This is a genomic window from Flavobacterium subsaxonicum WB 4.1-42 = DSM 21790 (assembly GCF_000422725.1).
Lineage (GTDB): Bacteria > Bacteroidota > Bacteroidia > Flavobacteriales > Flavobacteriaceae > Flavobacterium > Flavobacterium subsaxonicum.
Genome location: NZ_AUGP01000028.1, coordinates 57567 through 74105, shown reverse-complemented (window position 1 = coordinate 74105; position 16539 = coordinate 57567). Strand labels below are relative to the sequence as shown.

Genomic DNA, 16539 nt, shown 5'->3' with positions numbered 1-16539 from the left:
TTTGTAATACCAAAATAGTACTTTTACACAAAAATATAACAACCTCTTTTTATGAAAAAATTATTTTCGATCGTAGCATTTATGTCGATGGCAATGCTTGTATCATGTTCAGACAATAAAGTTGAAGCTACAGCTAAAAGCTTTTTAGAAAGCACCGCTAATGCTGATTTTGCCACGGCCAAAAAATATTGCGACGAAGCTACCGGCTCTATGCTTGGTATGGCAGAAAGCATGATTGACCCTGCAAAAAGAGAAGAAATTAAAAAGCAAGGCATTAAAATAGAAATTGTTTCGAGCGAAGTTAAAGACAGCACTGCTGTTGTTAAATACCAAAGCACCTCTAAAGATAAGCCTAAAGCTGAAGGCGAGCCTAAAGAACTAAAGCTTGTTAAAGTGGGCGACGAGTGGAAAGTAACTATGGGCAAAGAAGCTCCTAAAGGTGGTGTTCCTGCTCCTCCTGCTCCGGGCCAGGCTCCAACAATGACTGCTCCTGAAGCTCCTGCAACCGAAGCTGCTCCTGCAGCACCGGCTCAATAATTACATTATCTGCCGTTTAACGGCCAATATAAACATTGTGAAAAAACGCTACCCAATTAAGAAAGTATTTTTATTTGTGGCAGCGTTTTTTTGTTTAATGGCACTTTGCTATAAACTCTTTTTTATAGCCGACCACAATGCCGAAACCCTGGCTATAGCCGAAAATAAAGCCGTTACCCGCCTTAACCCAACTGAAATGGCACAACTGCACGAAGGCGACTTTATACTGCGTAAGGGCTTTGGCTATTTTAGCGATATTATTGCCAAAAACCTCAACCATGGCAGTATCGATGTTACCCATGCCGGCATCTTGGTAAAACGCAATAGCAAATGGTTTGTAATTCACGCGCTATCATCTGATGTATCGGATATTGACGGGATGCAGATACAGCCGCTGACCGATTTCCTTAACTATTCTGCACCCGGGAAAATAATTATTACCCGCGCTAAAAATGCCGATGAAGCCACAGGCAAAAAAATCGCGCAACTGGCAGAGAGCTACCTTGCCAAACACATTCCGTTTGACCATAAAGGCGTGATAGATGATACCTCTACACTGTTTTGCACAGAGCTTATCTGGGTTATTATAGAGAAAGACCTCCACATACTTACCCTGCCCCACGAGACTGAGATCCGCGAAAAATTGTTCTATTCTATGGAACCTATGTACAACACTGATTATTTTGATATTGTAATTAATCAGTACGAGAAATAGTATGATGAAGGGACTAATATTAATTCCCTAAAGGGAAATTTGATGTGTGGTATTATTTTTCTACCGAAATTAAATCGCTACGCGATAGGTAAATCATTTTAGCGATACAAATTAATCATTAGTTTGTACAGATTTAATAAACATAATAATTCCACCAACAAAGGACAGTAAACCACCATAAAAAAGCAGGCCTGAAAGACCTGAAACCAAATTACTGCTACCAAACCCATAACCCGCAGCGAAAAATCCCCCGATCAGCATTAATAGTGAAACTATTAAAAATTTATGACGTCTTTGCATTATTATAATTATTATTAAAATAGAACCTAATTTGTTTTTATTCTGTAAATCAACTAACTCTAATGTATTCCAGTCTAAAAGTATAAGATATGATTCTTCTCCAAAAATATATAATGCATCATTTATCATTGGGGAATAACTTATCCATAAACCTTACGAATGTTGCTACAAAAGCTCTACAATCTGATCAATATTCTGATCCGTTATTTGTTTTAAATCTGAACTTATTGACTTGTCCTGATGTGTAGTATGAATGAAAATTATTTGTTTGCCAACCCCTGATAAGGTTTTTAAATAGTTGATAATTTCAACAATAGAATCCTTTGAAAGTCCAGCAGTACCTACAATAAGACGACTATTTACCTGCAACAAATGCAGTAACGAACTAAGCAATTTGTTAGGATGGTCTGAATAAGAAGTAATAACATTGCTAATACATTCAGGTTTATTATCCTTAAAATATTCTGGCACTTTAAGCGAGTCCGGCCTGCCGAGATTAAGCAACACATCCGATCCAGCTCTAATAGAATCTACTAAAAGTTCATCATTACTAAAAACTATATAAATATCGCGAGAAAAATCCTTATACATGTGCGAAAAATTATATACAAATGTAAAAAATAAGGCTACCCTTTATGGATAGCCTTGTTTAAAATTTTAACGATAGCTTTACACCAAACCATTTGCAACCAAATACTCGGCAATTTGCACGGCATTAGTGGCAGCACCTTTACGAAGGTTATCGGCCACTATCCAAAGGTTTAGGGTGTTGGCCTGGCTTTCGTCTCTGCGGATACGCCCCACAAAAACATCGTCTTTACCCTCGGCATATAATGGCATTGGGTAGTCAAACAAAGCAATGTTATCCTGTACGGTAATACCATCAGTATCTTCTAATATCCGGCGGATGTCGGCCAGTTCAAAATCGTTGGTAAACTCTACGTTAACCGCCTCGCTGTGGCCTCCTACGGTTGGTATGCGCACGGTTGTAGCCGTAACCTGTATAGAATCGTCACCAATAATTTTCTTGGTCTCGCGCGTCATTTTCATCTCCTCCTTAGTATAGCCGTTGTCTTCAAACACGTCTATCTGCGGTATTGCATTACGGTGAATTGGGTACTTGTAGGCCATTTCGCCCTCTATACCGGCATATTCGTTTTCCAGCTGCTTAACAGCCTTAACACCTGTACCGGTAACGCTTTGGTAAGTAGAAACCACCACGCGCTTAATATTGTATTTTTTGTGTAGCGGCGCCAGTGCCAGTACCATTTGTATGGTAGAGCAGTTAGGGTTGGCTATAATCTTATCATCTTTAGTCAGTTCGCCGGCATTAATTTCGGGCACTACCAGTTTTTTGGTAGCATCCATACGCCATGCGCTGGAGTTGTCTATAACGGTGGTTCCGGCCGCAGCAAATTTTGGGGCCCACTCTTTAGAAGTATCGCCGCCGGCAGAAAATAACGCTATTTCCGGCTTCATGCTAACCGCAGTCTCAAGGCCAACAACCTTGTACTTCTTTCCCTTATACTCCACCTCTTTACCTACAGATCGCTCGCTGGCAACAGGTATTAATTCAGTTATCGGAAAATTTCTTTCTGCCAGTACTTTTAGCATTACTTCACCTACCATTCCGGTAGCGCCTACAACAGCAACTTTCATATTTACTATGTTATTAATTAAACGTTTGCAGCAAAATTAGTTATAAAAGTGTTTCAACACACAAAAATATAACAAAGAAAAACCGCCTTTTAGGGGCGGTTTTGTTAAACAATAGAATATTTAGTGTAGCGGAAACGTCTTTTTATACCGTGTGTGATAAAACAAACACTTTTGCTATAATCAGCAAATTTAATTACACGTTAGGCCTGCTTTTAAGGGCATCCCTAATTTCCATAAGCAATTTTTCTTCGTTACTTGGTGCCGGTGGTGCGGCAGGTGCGGCTGCTTCTTTTTTACGTGTTGCATTTACCCCTTTAATAATCATAAACAATACAAAGGCTACAATAATAAACGAAATTACATTAGAAAGAAAATTGCCATACTTAACCGCCGTGCCCGGTATGGTAAGTTCGGCAAGGTTTTTAAGGTTAGCAGCCTCCAGTGCAGGGGTTAGCAGCAAGGGCGTTATAATATCTTCTACCAGCGATTTTACAATTGCGTTAAAGGCAGCACCAATAACAACACCCACTGCAAGGTCCATTACATTGCCTTTTAGTGCAAACTCTTTAAATTCTTTCATTAATGCCATAGTGTACTTTTTTGGGTTATGTTACAAATTGTTTGGTAAGCTAAGTTACAAAAAACAATTTACTCTTTATAAAAAACCCTCTTAACACGTTGTGAAATGCTCGTTAAAATCTCGTAAGGTATTGTGCCCAATGCCTTGGCAATATCGCTAACGGTGGGTGCTTTGCCAAAAATAATGGCGGTATCGCCTTCTTTGCACTCTATGCCTGTAATATTTACCATCATCATATCCATAGATATCGTGCCAATAATCATGGCCTTGCGATTATTTATTACCACATAACCCCTCTCGTTACCCCAGGCACGCGGTATACCATCGGCATAACCAATAGGCAGCGTTGCAATACGGGTATCCTGCCAGGTGCGGTATTTTCGGCTGTAGCCGATGCTCTCCCCCCTCGGGATATCTTTTATCTGAAGGATGATGGTTTTAAGCGTACCCACGGTTTCCAGCTGGGCACGTTCGGTTTCATCGTTACCCACTCCATAAAGGCCAATACCCAGGCGCACCATATCGTACTGCGCTTCGGGGTAATTGTAAATGCCCGATGTGTTGAGTATGTGCCGTAGCGGATTGATGCCTAAAACCTCTATTAATTGCGCCGACCATTGGTCGAACTTTGCTATCTGTCCTAAAGTAAAATCACGGTACTCCGGCACATCGCTCGAAGATAGGTGCGAGAAAATAGTTTTAACCTCAACAAGGTTATTGTTGCGCAGCAGGTCAATAAGCTCCTCTAACTGGTTTTCTTCAAAACCCAGTCTGTGCATGCCGGTATCTAACTTTATATGTATAGGGTAATTACTTAAATTTTTTTGTTGTGCTACGGCTATAAAAGCGCGCAGCTCTTTGGCGGAATATATTTCCGGTTCCAGATTATAGGCTGCCATGGCCGCAAATGCAGAACTCTCGGGATTCATAACTATAATGGGTGTGCTGATGCCTGCATTGCGAAGCGAGATACCTTCATCGGCGAAAGCCACACCTAAATAATCGACTTTTTGGTGCGATAGTGCCTTAGCAATTTCGTAACTACCGCTGCCGTAGCCAAATGCCTTTACCATTACCATTATTTTGGTAGACGGCAGTAGCCGGCTTTTATAGAAATTAAGGTTATGGATGATGGAGTTCAGGTTAATTTCCAACACCGTTTCGTGGGTCTTTTCTTCGAGGAACACCACGATCTCGTCGAACCTAAAGCTACGTGCACCTTTAACCAGTATGGTTTCGTCTTCAAAAGAGCTGGCTTTGTAATGTGCCAAAAACTCCTGCGTGGTTTTGTACGGAAAGAAGTTAGGATAATCGGCCAGCTGCTCGCTGATTTTCTCGCCTATACCTATTACCTGGCTTATGCTGTGACCCGATAACAGCTTGGCGACTTTGGCGTACACCAATTCGGTATCAAATCCGCTTTGGAAAACGTCTGACAGTATAACCGTTTTTTTCTGGTGGGTTTTGTGCTGCTCTAAAAAATCGAGTGCAATTTTAAGCGACTGATAATCGGAACTAAAACTATCATCTATAATGGTACACCCGTTGTTGCCGTTTTTAACCTGCAGGCGAAGCTCTACCGGATATAGGCCGGCAAGCCTGTCGGTTATCGTTTCATAACTGTAGCCCAAATGCAATAGTAGCATAAGGCAGGTAATAGCATTTTCTACAGAGGCTTCATCCGTAAACGGAATTGCCGCCTGAAAGGTAGTATCGTTATAATAAACATCCAGTTGTGTGCTGCCGGTGTTGTGTTGTGTAATAATTTGCACATCGGCGCCCGGCTCAAAACTCCATGTAAATGTTTTTAACGGATACGATGCCAGCAGTTCCGACTCTATAAATTTATTTTGCTGAAGTATAAGTGTTTTTACATTAGCAAACAGCTTTAGCTTTTCCTTAATCTTTTCGATACGGGTGGCAAAGCCTTCATCGTGGGCAGCACCAATGTTGGTCAGTATACCAATATCAGGCCTTATGATGGGTTCCAGTTTTTCCATTTCGCCCACGGTAGAAATTCCCGCTTCAAAAATGCCCAGGTTGTGCCTCTCGTTAATACCAATTATAGAAAGCGGTACCCCAACCTGCGAATTGTAGCTCTTAGGGCTACGGATAATGGTATAATCGGGGCTCATAAGGTAGTTGAGCCATTCTTTTACAATGGTCTTTCCGCTGCTGCCCGTTATGGCAATTACCGGAAAGTTGTATAGCTGCCTGTAATAAATGGCAAAATCCTGAAGGGCAGTAAGGGTATTTTGTACCACAAAATAGTTGGCCTTGCCAATAACCTCAACAGGTATATGGCTTACCACAAAATTAAGTACGCCTTTTTCTATAAGCTGAGCAATGTACTGGTGGCTGTCGCGGTTTTGCCCAATAAGCGCAAAAAACAGCGTGCCAATATTGTTTTGCAACGATCTGCTGTCTATAGATACGTTATCTATTTCCATATCGCGCTGCCTCCCTTCAAAACGGGAATGCATGGCGGGTATAATGTCCTGGGTATTTACGCTCAAGGGGTTATTTGTTTAAAGATGCTAAAAATTCTTCGGGTGTGATTACTGGTATTTCAGCTTTTTTGAAATCTTTTTTATTACGCGTAATAAAAATATCACATTTATGGTGGATAGCACTATAGTACTGCACAGCATCTTCAAAATCGCTGAAACCTGAATGTAAACTTTTATCTATCATTATTTCATCAATAGAAGATACTTCACAAATAATCCTGAACCGGGTAAGCATATCAAAAAGCAGTGGTTTTTCATAAGATCTGGCAAGTACGTAAAATGCATTTACAAATGACAATGACGAAGCCACTATTTTAATTTTTTCCTGCTCAATTAATGTAATTATTTGTGCAATATCTTTGTAAAACGGTTGCCTTTCTGCAAGCAGGTCAATCATTACATTTGTGTCTATAAATAGTTTAGCCATTATTTATATCTTTCAGCATAATAGTCTCCCAACTCTTTTTTGTAATCAAGGTCTGCCGGTATATTTGATTTCACAGAAAGACTTTTAACAAATGGAGAGATTTTTATTTCATTCGCTTTCTCTTCCTTATTTTCTAATGTTAGAACCTGTAAAAAAGATTCTATTATAGATGATAAGCTTTTGTTTTGCTTTGCAGCATATTCTTTAGCTTTTTCAATGATATCCTTATCTAATTTCAGCGTGAGTTTGGTATCCATAAACTTTAATTTAATCTGTACGTACAAATATACAAAATAAATCCGTACAAATAATTCATCATAAAATTACAAACAATTCTCTAACTTTGTTTTACACTTTACAGCAAGATGGGTACAATAATAGGCTCCTTTTATTTAAAACCAACAGATAATGGCAACCTTACAGGCGAGTTTACCAACAACCGCCTTTTTACGGTTGCCACAGAAAACGCAACTTTGGTTGAAAAAGGCACCGAACCCTTTATTGGCAAATATTCTTCAACATGGGATGGTGTAGACGGGCCTGCAACAGGCAACCTTACCATTGCTTTTATAGAAAGCACAGTACCCAGCAACGTAAAGTATAAATTGGTGTGGACTGATTGGGATGGAACCGTTTTATTTACCGGCGAGGCACTATTAGCCGAAGGCCTGCTTATAGGGCATTATGTATCGGTAAAATAATTACTCCGGCTTATCCACCTTCTTATTAGTAATCGCATTTTGTTCCTGCTGCTCGCGTAGTGCCTGGTAGTAGGCAGCACGGCTAAGGGGTTCGTATTCTTCGGTTTCGCCTAATAGTACCAGGTTGTTATTATTGGCTTTCCTAAAACTGTAGTTGGCAAGGTTACCGGTACGGGTGCAAACAGCGTGTACTTTGGTAACATATTCGGCGGTAGCCATAAGAGCAGGCATGGGGCCGAAGGGGTTGCCTTTAAAATCCATATCCAGTCCGGCTACAATAACGCGTATGCCGGCGTTGGCAAGGTCGTTGCAAACGGTAATAATCTCATCATCAAAAAACTGCCCTTCGTCTATACCCACCACATCGCAGTCCTGCGCAAGTAAGCGTATCATAGCGGCCGATGTTACGGGGGTAGACCGTATTTCGTTGGCATCATGGCTAATAACCATTTCGTCGTGGTAGCGGGTATCTATAGTGGGTTTAAATATCTCTATTTTTTGCTGTGCAAACTGCGCCCGCTTAAGCCTGCGGATAAGTTCTTCTGTCTTGCCCGAAAACATGGAGCCGCAGATGACCTCTATCCACCCAAACTGTTCTTTATGGTTTACTGTATTTTCGAGAAACATTTTGTATTTTTCAGGCTGTAAAACAGAAATGTTTTCTGTTACTTTGTATAAAACAAATTTATTAAAAATCTATTGCGCCAACCCCTATTATTCTAAAAGTTATGAAGAAAAGATTAGAAGCCGACCTCATTAGCATTGCCCACCGTATACTAAAACTTAAGGACAGGGCAGAGATCGACCAACTGCAGCAGGAAACGCTAAAGCTTTACGAAAAGCTGTCGATGCTTAAATTTGTAGAAGATAATTTTAAAGGTGCCACCCCAACTATTGGGCATGCATCGGCTTTGTTTAAACTGGAAGATGTTTACGGGCTTAGCGAAGAGGAGCTTGTAAAGCCGGAACCGGGCGAACTGGATAAGGAGGCTGATGAAAAAGCGGCAGAGCGCAAGGCTAAAAAAGTGGCTGAAGCCAAAGAAGAGCCAAAGCAGGATAAAGAGAATAAAAGTGGCGAAGGCGTAGACACTGATACTGATGGCAAACAACCTGTTGCCGACGAAGAGAAAAAAGAAACTCCTGAAGCTACAGAAACTGTTCCTGCCGAGGAAGAAAGCGAAGTAGCCGAAGAAGCAGAACCAAAGCAGGATAAAGAGAATAAAAGTGGTGAAGGGGTTGATACTGATAGCGATGACAAAGAACCCGTAGCTGAAGAGGAAGAAAAACAAACCCCCGCTGAGGCTAAAGAAACTGTTCCTGCTGACGAGGAAAGCGAAGTGGCCGAAGAGGCAATAGAAGAAGATACTGCCGAAGAAGGCGAACCAAAACCGGAAGAAGAAGAAGAAAAACCGGAGGTAGAAGAGCCAAAGGCTGAACCGGAAGTTGAAGAACCTAAAGAGGAGCCTAAAACTGAGGCTAAGGCCGAAGAGCCAAAAGCAGAGGAAACCCATGAAGAGCCTGAGGTAAAAGTTCAGGTAGAGAAACCGGCAGAAGATATTAAGGCAGAAGAAGCCTCTGCGGCAGCGGTTTACGAAAACGAGCACGAAAGCAGCCCCGAAGAGGAAGAAAAAGCTGCCGATGCCGAAATTAAAACCATTGAGCCCGATGCCAATACTAAGGCAGAGGATAGTAAAACAGGCTTTGAATTTGCTTTTGAGCGCCCAGCTGCGCCAGAAACACCTGCGAAACAAAAAGAGATCTCGTTTGAAGATTTTCACGATTATAAAGAGCCTGAGTTTATTAAAAAGGGAGATGATGCACCTAAGGCAGAATCTGACCCGAACGACTGGCGCAACTGGCAGCCTAATAAACCGGCTACCGATGAACCGGCTAAACAACCCGAGCCTTTAAAAGAACCGGAGCCCGTAAAAGACTGGCGCGATTGGGAACCTACCCCATCTACACCGGCGGCTACCCCATCGGCACCCACAGCTCCTGAAGCTCCAAAGGCAGAAGAAAAAGACTGGCGCGACTGGGAGCCAACTCCATCGGCGCCAAAAGCCGAAGAGGCTAAACCGGCTGCGGCTCCAAAATCGTTTAACGATGGTTTTGTAAAGGCAATATCTTTGGCGTTGAACGACCGTATTGCTTTCGAAAAAAACCTGTTTAATGGCAGTAGTGATGATCTTAACCGTGTTATATCACAACTTAACACGTTTAACGGCTACCAGGAAGCCCAAAACTTTATAGAAGACCTGGTTAAACCCGATTATAATAACTGGAAAGGCAAAGAAGAGTACGAAGAACGCTTTATGTCCATTGTAGAAAAAAGATTTAGTTAATGTCTAAACTTTATATTGTTCCCACGCCCATAGGCAATCTTGAGGATATGACCTTCAGGGCCATAAAAGTACTTAAAGAAGTTACCCTTATCCTGGCCGAAGATACGCGTACCAGTGCCAAACTGCTTAAGCATTTTGATATTGGCACGCACATGCACAGCCACCACATGCACAATGAGCATAAAACGGTAGAGGGCATAATCCAACGGCTGCAAAGTGGCGAAAGCATTGCCCTAATTAGCGATGCCGGTACGCCTGCTATATCAGACCCCGGATTTTTGCTAACCCGTGCCTGTGTGCAGCATAATATACCCATAGAGTGCCTGCCCGGTGCCACGGCTTTTGTGCCTGCATTGGTCAATAGCGGCCTACCCAATGATAAGTTTGTTTTTGAGGGCTTTTTACCCGATAAAAAAGGCAGGCAGACCCGCTTTTTGGCTCTGGCCGAAGAAGTACGCACCATGATATTTTATGTGTCGCCACACAAACTGGTAAAAACCCTGGCTGAATTTGTACAGTACTTTGGGGCAGAAAGGCCGGTATCGGTATCGCGCGAGCTGAGCAAGCTACACGAAGAAACCGTTCGCGGCACTGCTACAGAGGTGCTGGAGCATTTTACTAAAAAAGAGCCTCGTGGCGAAATTGTAGTGGTGGTTGGTGGTTTTGTTCCGGAGCCGAAAGCAAAAAGGAACAGAAATGCAGACGACGCGGATTTGGCAGATTAACACCGATTTCTTAATTCTCATAATAGTGGCGTATGAAATTACCTGTTTACATTGGCCTACTTTTACTGGCGGCAACAAGCTGTAAAAAAACGGAGGAAGTACAACAAACCGAAACGGTAGTAACTGATACGCTACCTACGCCAACTACTACCCGGGTAAATGAGCCGCTTGTTTTTGAAAAGCAATTGGGTGAAGGTATTATTATTGATAAAACCCTACCCGAATATGATGCCAATTTTAATGAGACAGGCACACTTGCTACCGATGGTTTTAAAAAGGTACAGATACTGGAAGTTACCACAAAAATGGCTAATCTAAAAAACAGTTCCGACTATTGCGAAAGGGCCCATTTTGTAAAAATTAAGCTCAACAACAAAGACCATATTGTATTTGGCAGGCAGGTTTTTAAAATTGACAGCAAAAGCATTTTCCCCGTTCAGGATGCGGTGGGCGATAAATTCTCTATATTTTCTGCGTCTGCTTTTGAAATGGGAGCATCGGATGATGATGGCCTTACCGATTGCGACGAGTACAGTATGGTACTTATAGAAAATACATCAAAACAAACGCTATCGTTAATTAATGCGCCATCAAATAAAGAACACCGCGATCAGATGAGCATTAAAAGTGTCGTGCTTTTTAATGACCAGGGATCATCTGAAGAGATTTATAAGGCCACCATTATACACGACACACTGGTTGTGGGAATAAAAGCCACCTACCAGGAAGGCGGAGGCCTGTTTAATATCAAGTCGGCATTAAAAGACAACTTCTCAAAATCGATAATTACCAATTATAAGCGCTTTGAAGAAGACCAGATGGACGAGCTGAAAAAGATTAAGTAGAGATTCCTCCTATCCTAAACCTGACATATCAGTATAACATTTTAAGCTCCACCTGTTCTTTCTATAAATATGTCGCTCTCAGGAGCTTCTATGCTGCACTCATATCCCAAAAAAAAATCCCTTTCAACAGCTGCTGAAAGGGATTTTTTTTAATATCCATTATAAAACTTACTTACCTCCTAATTTTAAATTATCGAAGGTAGAAACATCTATAACCTCTTCGCTGTCCAGGTCGAATGATATGCTAATGCTATCGCCCACCTGGGTTACAGGCAGCTCGTTAGAAAGCTGCGACGAGCCAATAAATATTTTAGGCGAACCCTCTACCGTAAAATAGTAAAAACTGTTGCCGTTTTTAATATCGCTATGTATGCGGGTTACTACATTAAGCAGGTTTTTTCTGTTAGCCTGTGCCGTTGGGTTTATGCGGTTACCGGCCATATTAAACACGTTTTTGTAACTCATAAGGGTTTCGCGCATGGTGTTACCCACGCCTACAATAGTATAATCGCCAATGGCAACCATAGCATACATTTTTACGAGTCCGCCGCCATCTTTAAGCGTCATAACATAGGTAGGAATGTTGTTAATGTTGTACGGAATAGGCAACGATGCCTTATACCCTTTTTCCTGCACCTTACCTTCGGCAGAGCTTTGGGCAGCATACTCGGTAGCGCCACTCTGGTTGTACATGGTAGCCTCTTTAGTACGGGTATCTACCAATATGAAACCAACAGCCGATTCTTCTTTACCAACCGATGATACACCGGTGTACCAGTACGAGCGGTTATCGTGGCCGTAAACCAGGGTAAGGCCTTCGGTAATCATCAGCTTATCTTCGTTGCTAAAGTTCCAGAAACCGTGCACATATTCGCCCCAGTCGGCCAGCTGCTCTTCAATAAACTCTATGGGCTGAATGCGGTCTATCCAGGCAGGCACTTTATCCAAGCTATATTCTCTGATAGCACCCGTTTGGGCATCTACCGTAACAATACCCACAGCATCGTTACCGGCAAAACCAATTTCTTTACGGTATTTGGTGGCAACCCAAAACGGCTTACCGGCTTCGTCTATCTCAAAATTATAGTCGGCCAGGCCGGTGCTTTCATAACCATTAAAATACAGGTGGCGCTCAATCTTACTACCAAAAAAGGCATTCGGCTGAAACTTAATTTTAAGGTCGGCCCCGGCAAGGTTCTGTACCAGCTTAACATCGCGTTCGTTAGTGGCACTAACCATTACGTAGCCCTCTGTACCGGCGGTGTTATTAAGCCACTTAAAAAATCCTGAATGCAATAGCGGGGCAACCCAATACAGCTGGTCGTTTACTTTCTGAATAAAAAATTCGCCCAGCTCGGCCTTGCTACCAAGCGCAGGGTCAGACCCTAATATTTTTTCGCCCAACAGGGTGGCAAGCTCTTCGTCTACCACACGTATACGGTCTAACGATATTGGTGCAATGTGATTGGTGATTTTTTCGCCCTTATGCACCTCACCCACCATTTCGCGGTAGTCCTGGCTTCTAAGTAATGGAGCAGTAGTAAATAACGGAACAAGGGTTAAGTATAAAAAAAGCACTATTAAGGCTACCATTGGTATACGGTGCCATTTTAAAAACTTAGTGGTGGTTTTGGCGCCTTTAACTTCGTAAGTCGCGGTCATTACAATACTAAGTATCAGCAATAACATAAGCATTAACGGCAGCTGAATAAAGCCGTAGTTAAGTACGGGCATGCCAAAATAGAAAAACAAAAATGTAATAAAAGCCAATGCAATAATGACTAATGTTCTTTTCATGGTTTAGGTGTTTGGGGTATTAGTCGGCATTATTGCAGAAAGTTACATTTTAAAAAAGATTTTTAGATGGTAGACATAAGATAATAGACCTGGGCCCAACCCTGAAAGGGTTGCACAAATTAGCGTGGGGCAACGCCCTACGGAATATATTATAAGATTTTTAGATGAGATACGTAAGATAATAGCCTTTCCGCCCAACCCTGAAAGGGTTGCATAAATTAGCATGTGGCAACGCCCTGCGGAATATGTTTATAAGATTTTTAGATAATAGACATAAGATAATAGATCTGCACTCAACCCTGAAAGGGTTAAACAAATTAGCGTGGGGCAACGCCCTACGGGCATTAGAGATATCACCACAAATACAATAAATTTACTCATTTAATTATTTAGCCCAATCTTTGCGACTAAATTATTATTTTTGTTGAGATTACCTTAATTCTGCCCATGAAGCTTCTTATTGTTGAAGACGAACCTAACCTTCTTTCGGTTATCCGGAAGGGGTTATCTGAAAAAAACCACGATGTTAGTGCCGCGCTTGATGGCACAACAGCATTAGAGATGCTTGCCAACAACGCTTTTGATGTTGTTGTGCTGGATGTGATGCTGCCAGACATTAACGGTATAGAAATTTGCCGAAGGCTTAGGGCTGCCGGAAATTTTGTGCCTATTTTAATGCTTACCGCTCTTACCAGCAGCGAAAACATTGTTAACGGCCTTAATACCGGTGCCGACGATTATATGGCCAAGCCTTTTAGGTTTGCCGAACTGGAGGCGCGCATTAATGCCCTTGCACGCCGTGCGGGACAGGAACACAAACAGCCGGAAATTATTACTGTAGAAGACCTGGAAATAAACCAGCGCTCTAAAACCGTTAAGCGTGGCCAGGATGCTATTATTCTTACCGCTAAAGAATTTAACCTGCTGTATTACCTGGCCAAGAACACCAAGACCATACTATCGCGGGAAAAGATACTGGATAACGTTTGGAACATTAATTTCGATATGAATACCAATGTGGTAGATGTGTACATTAATTACCTGCGCAACAAAATAGACAAGCCCTACCCTAACAAGCTTATCCATACCATTAAAGGTTTGGGCTATGTGCTAAAACCGTAAGCATGCAAATAAAAAAGAAAATTACCCTTACTTATATTACCCTTTCGGGTATTAGTACACTATTGCTGTGTGTGGTGGTTTTTGTTTTATTTAAGCGTAATAACGAGTATTATTTTGTAAAACGCCTGGTAGACAGGGCTAAAATTGTGGCGTCTATTCATTACCAAATAGACCCTGAAAAAGCCAATTACTATCGCGCGCTTAAACGCAATGGCCTGCCCGAACTTATCGATGAGCACGAGTATGTGCTTAAAGTCAACGGACCTAATTCTTTTGAGTACAACACGGCACTTAAGCTTCCACCGGAGTTTTATGCCAACGCACTATCTAAGGGCAGCGACTGGTTTGCCGACGGGTACACCTATTATTATGCCCAACTGTTTAATGAAAATGGCATAAAATACCTGGTTATTGTATCGGCTAAAGACCGCCGCGGCAATACCACTACTTTGTATATTACCCGCATTATGCTTTTTGGTGGGATAGCCTTTTTGTTGCTCGCCTACTTTTTTGGCCGCTTTTTGGCACGCAGGGTTATTAACCCCGTAGCGCGTATTACTAAAGAGGTTAATCATATTAGCGCATCCAACCTGCATAACCGACTACCCATGCCCGATGCCGATGAGAGCGACGAGATTTACAAGTTGGCCAAAACGTTTAACAACATGCTCGACAGGCTGGAAACAAGCTTTGAAATTCAGGCTAATTTTATTAATAACGCATCGCACGAGCTTAAAACACCCATTACTACCATTATTGCCGAGGCAGAAATTGCCCTACTTAAAGAGCGTAATACTGATGAATATGAACAAGTGCTTGGCAACATACAGCAACAGGCCACACGCCTTGCCAACCTTACCGAAAGCCTGCTAAAATTAACCCAGACCGGTTACGATGGTAAAAAACAGGTTTTGGATGTTGCCCGTATAGACGAGCTTTTAATGGATTTAAAATGCGATCTGGATAAACTCTATCCCAACAACCGTATTACCATTAACCTTAGCCACATTCCTGAAGATGCCGACCTGCTAACCCTGCCCTGCAACCGCCCGTTGCTGGAACTGGCTATTGGCAACATTATTAGCAATGGCGTAAAATATAGCGATAACGAAGAGGTTTTTGTAACCTTATCGGCCAGCCAGGAAACCATTAAAATTGTTATTACCGATATTGGCATTGGCATACCGCCCGAAGATATTCCGTACCTGTACGAGCCGTTTTTCCGTGGAAAAGAAGCTACCCGATATACCGGTTACGGCCTGGGGCTACCCCTTGCCATGAAAATTATCCGTATGCACAATGGCGAACTGGTTATACAGTCGGAGCCCGGAAAAGGCACCGTAGTAGGTATTGTTTTTAAGAAGCATCAGAAAGCGTAAGGAGATTGGGAGGTCCGACCTCCTTCCTCAAATCCTCACATTAAAAACACTAATGTAAATTCTAAGGGAATTCTAACCATAACTTAAGCATTCTCTAATATTAAGATGGTTAATTTGTGGTGTACGCTAAATGTTACACCATGAAAAACATACTAATACCCACCACTTTAGAGGCCGATACCATAGGTGCTGTAAAAACAGCCGCCCAACATGCATCAGGTCATAACTGTGCTGTTGTATTAATGTTGGTGTGCGATGTGCCCGATACCTACTCGGCAGGTTACCTGCTGCAAAAAATAAAACCCGCTTACACAACAGCACAATCTGATGTTTTAACACGCTGCAAGCAACTTATTAAAGCCACCCCCAATTGCGTGTTGCAGGTACATTTACAGTACGGTATGTCGGCGCCATTGCTAAAAAACATTATAGAGCACAAAGCCATTGGCCTTACGCTGCTTACGCCAAGCTACAAGCAGGAAAAAGAAAAAATTTACCGCTATTGCACTGCCCTGCTACTCAACAGCAAATGCCCCATATTGCACTTAGGGCAAAACTGTACCGGCCAGCAGCTTAACAAAGCCATGTATTTAGAGCAGGAAAAAACCACTATTGGCTTACCTCAACTGCAACGCCTTTTAAAGGGCCGCTTTAGCTTTACCATTGTTAGCCGCGCCACCCTTGCCGAAGAACACAACCCCGAAGACCTTGCACCCCTGCTTGCCGAAACTATTTTTAAGAATGATATAGACCTGCTGGTTGAAACCCGTAAGCCCGAAAAACTTAAGCTCTCTAAAAAGAGCAAAATGTCGGTTAACGAAGCATTGGGGATGCCGGTACTTTCGTTGTGCGAAACGATTTAATGAAGAAGAAAGAAAGATTAACTTAAGTTACCCCGGT

18 protein-coding genes are annotated in these 16539 nt (G+C 42.2%); 9 read left to right on the top strand and 9 right to left on the bottom strand.

Annotation, left to right across the window (positions count from 1 at the left end; translation table 11 throughout):
- Nucleotides 1–51 precede the first annotated feature (51 nt).
- Both G509_RS21780 and G509_RS0109250 read left to right on the top strand, forming a co-directional pair.
- Nucleotides 52–537, top strand: a complete 486-nt coding sequence (locus G509_RS21780; RefSeq protein WP_051200088.1) for a nuclear transport factor 2 family protein — start codon at nucleotides 52–54, stop codon at nucleotides 535–537.
- Between the two features lie 37 nt (nucleotides 538–574).
- Nucleotides 575–1252: a YiiX/YebB-like N1pC/P60 family cysteine hydrolase gene (locus G509_RS0109250; protein ID WP_242604884.1), complete on the top strand. Its 678-nt coding sequence runs from the start codon at nucleotides 575–577 to the stop codon at nucleotides 1250–1252.
- Nucleotides 1253–1363: 111 nt separating this feature from the next.
- Here the strand turns inward: G509_RS0109250 and G509_RS0109245 are convergent, their stop codons facing one another.
- The 7 genes from G509_RS0109245 to G509_RS0109215 form a co-directional block, all read right to left on the bottom strand.
- Nucleotides 1364–1681: a hypothetical protein gene (locus G509_RS0109245; protein WP_026991268.1), complete on the bottom strand. Its 318-nt coding sequence runs from the start codon at nucleotides 1679–1681 to the stop codon at nucleotides 1364–1366.
- A 36-nt stretch (nucleotides 1682–1717) separates the two neighbouring features.
- Nucleotides 1718–2143 carry a hypothetical protein gene (locus tag G509_RS0109240; RefSeq protein WP_026991267.1) on the bottom strand — a complete coding sequence of 142 codons (426 nt, stop codon included), beginning with the start codon at nucleotides 2141–2143 and terminating at the stop codon, nucleotides 1718–1720.
- Between the two features lie 78 nt (nucleotides 2144–2221).
- Nucleotides 2222–3211 (bottom strand): aspartate-semialdehyde dehydrogenase, encoded by a 990-nt coding sequence (locus tag G509_RS0109235; protein ID WP_026991266.1) that lies wholly within the window; start codon nucleotides 3209–3211, stop codon nucleotides 2222–2224.
- A gap of 193 nt (nucleotides 3212–3404) precedes the next feature.
- A complete protein-coding gene (gene mscL, locus G509_RS0109230) occupies nucleotides 3405–3800 on the bottom strand; it encodes a large-conductance mechanosensitive channel protein MscL (RefSeq protein WP_026991265.1) in 396 nt (131 codons plus the stop codon).
- A gap of 59 nt (nucleotides 3801–3859) precedes the next feature.
- Nucleotides 3860–6307, bottom strand: a complete 2448-nt coding sequence (locus G509_RS0109225; RefSeq protein ID WP_026991264.1) for a bifunctional UDP-N-acetylmuramoyl-tripeptide:D-alanyl-D-alanine ligase/alanine racemase — start codon at nucleotides 6305–6307, stop codon at nucleotides 3860–3862.
- Nucleotides 6308–6311: 4 nt separating this feature from the next.
- Nucleotides 6312–6728, bottom strand: coding sequence for a type II toxin-antitoxin system VapC family toxin (locus G509_RS0109220; RefSeq protein WP_026991263.1), 417 nt, complete (start codon nucleotides 6726–6728; stop codon nucleotides 6312–6314).
- Nucleotides 6728–6985, bottom strand: coding sequence for a DUF6364 family protein (locus G509_RS0109215; protein WP_026991262.1), 258 nt, complete (start codon nucleotides 6983–6985; stop codon nucleotides 6728–6730). The genes G509_RS0109220 and G509_RS0109215 overlap by 1 nt, the downstream gene beginning before the upstream one ends.
- Nucleotides 6986–7093: 108 nt before the next feature.
- On the opposite strand from G509_RS0109215, the gene G509_RS0109210 reads away from it, so the two are divergent.
- Entirely contained in the window at nucleotides 7094–7429 is a 336-nt protein-coding gene (locus G509_RS0109210; protein ID WP_026991261.1) for a hypothetical protein, read from the top strand.
- On the opposite strand, the gene G509_RS0109205 is transcribed toward G509_RS0109210, so the two are convergent.
- Nucleotides 7430–8056 carry a thymidine kinase gene (locus tag G509_RS0109205; protein ID WP_035738794.1) on the bottom strand — a complete coding sequence of 209 codons (627 nt, stop codon included), beginning with the start codon at nucleotides 8054–8056 and terminating at the stop codon, nucleotides 7430–7432.
- A gap of 101 nt (nucleotides 8057–8157) precedes the next feature.
- Here G509_RS0109205 and G509_RS0109200 point away from each other — a divergent pair, with 101 nt between their 5' ends.
- The 3 genes from G509_RS0109200 to G509_RS0109190 are packed head-to-tail and all read left to right on the top strand — an operon-like array spanning nucleotide 8158 to nucleotide 11341.
- Complete coding sequence (locus G509_RS0109200) at nucleotides 8158–9771, top strand: hypothetical protein (protein ID WP_026991259.1); 1614 nt, start codon at nucleotides 8158–8160, stop codon at nucleotides 9769–9771.
- Nucleotides 9771–10496: a 16S rRNA (cytidine(1402)-2'-O)-methyltransferase gene (rsmI, locus tag G509_RS0109195; protein ID WP_026991258.1), complete on the top strand. Its 726-nt coding sequence runs from the start codon at nucleotides 9771–9773 to the stop codon at nucleotides 10494–10496. Before G509_RS0109200 ends, rsmI begins: the two co-directional genes overlap by 1 nt.
- Nucleotides 10497–10528: 32 nt before the next feature.
- A complete protein-coding gene (locus G509_RS0109190) occupies nucleotides 10529–11341 on the top strand; it encodes a hypothetical protein (protein WP_026991257.1) in 813 nt (270 codons plus the stop codon).
- A 168-nt stretch (nucleotides 11342–11509) separates the two neighbouring features.
- On the opposite strand, the gene G509_RS0109185 is transcribed toward G509_RS0109190, so the two are convergent.
- On the bottom strand, nucleotides 11510–13138 hold the full coding sequence (locus tag G509_RS0109185) for a hypothetical protein (protein ID WP_026991256.1): 1629 nt from the start codon (nucleotides 13136–13138) through the stop codon (nucleotides 11510–11512).
- Between the two features lie 447 nt (nucleotides 13139–13585).
- On the opposite strand from G509_RS0109185, the gene G509_RS0109180 reads away from it, so the two are divergent.
- The 3 genes from G509_RS0109180 (at nucleotide 13586) to G509_RS0109170 (ending at nucleotide 16502) form a co-directional block, all read left to right on the top strand.
- Entirely contained in the window at nucleotides 13586–14260 is a 675-nt protein-coding gene (locus G509_RS0109180) for a response regulator transcription factor (RefSeq protein WP_026991255.1), read from the top strand.
- 2 nt (nucleotides 14261–14262) lie between these two features.
- Complete coding sequence (locus tag G509_RS0109175; RefSeq protein WP_026991254.1) at nucleotides 14263–15639, top strand: sensor histidine kinase; 1377 nt, start codon at nucleotides 14263–14265, stop codon at nucleotides 15637–15639.
- A 140-nt stretch (nucleotides 15640–15779) separates the two neighbouring features.
- Nucleotides 15780–16502, top strand: coding sequence for an adenine nucleotide alpha hydrolase family protein (locus G509_RS0109170; protein ID WP_026991253.1), 723 nt, complete (start codon nucleotides 15780–15782; stop codon nucleotides 16500–16502).
- Nucleotides 16503–16539 lie beyond the last annotated feature (37 nt).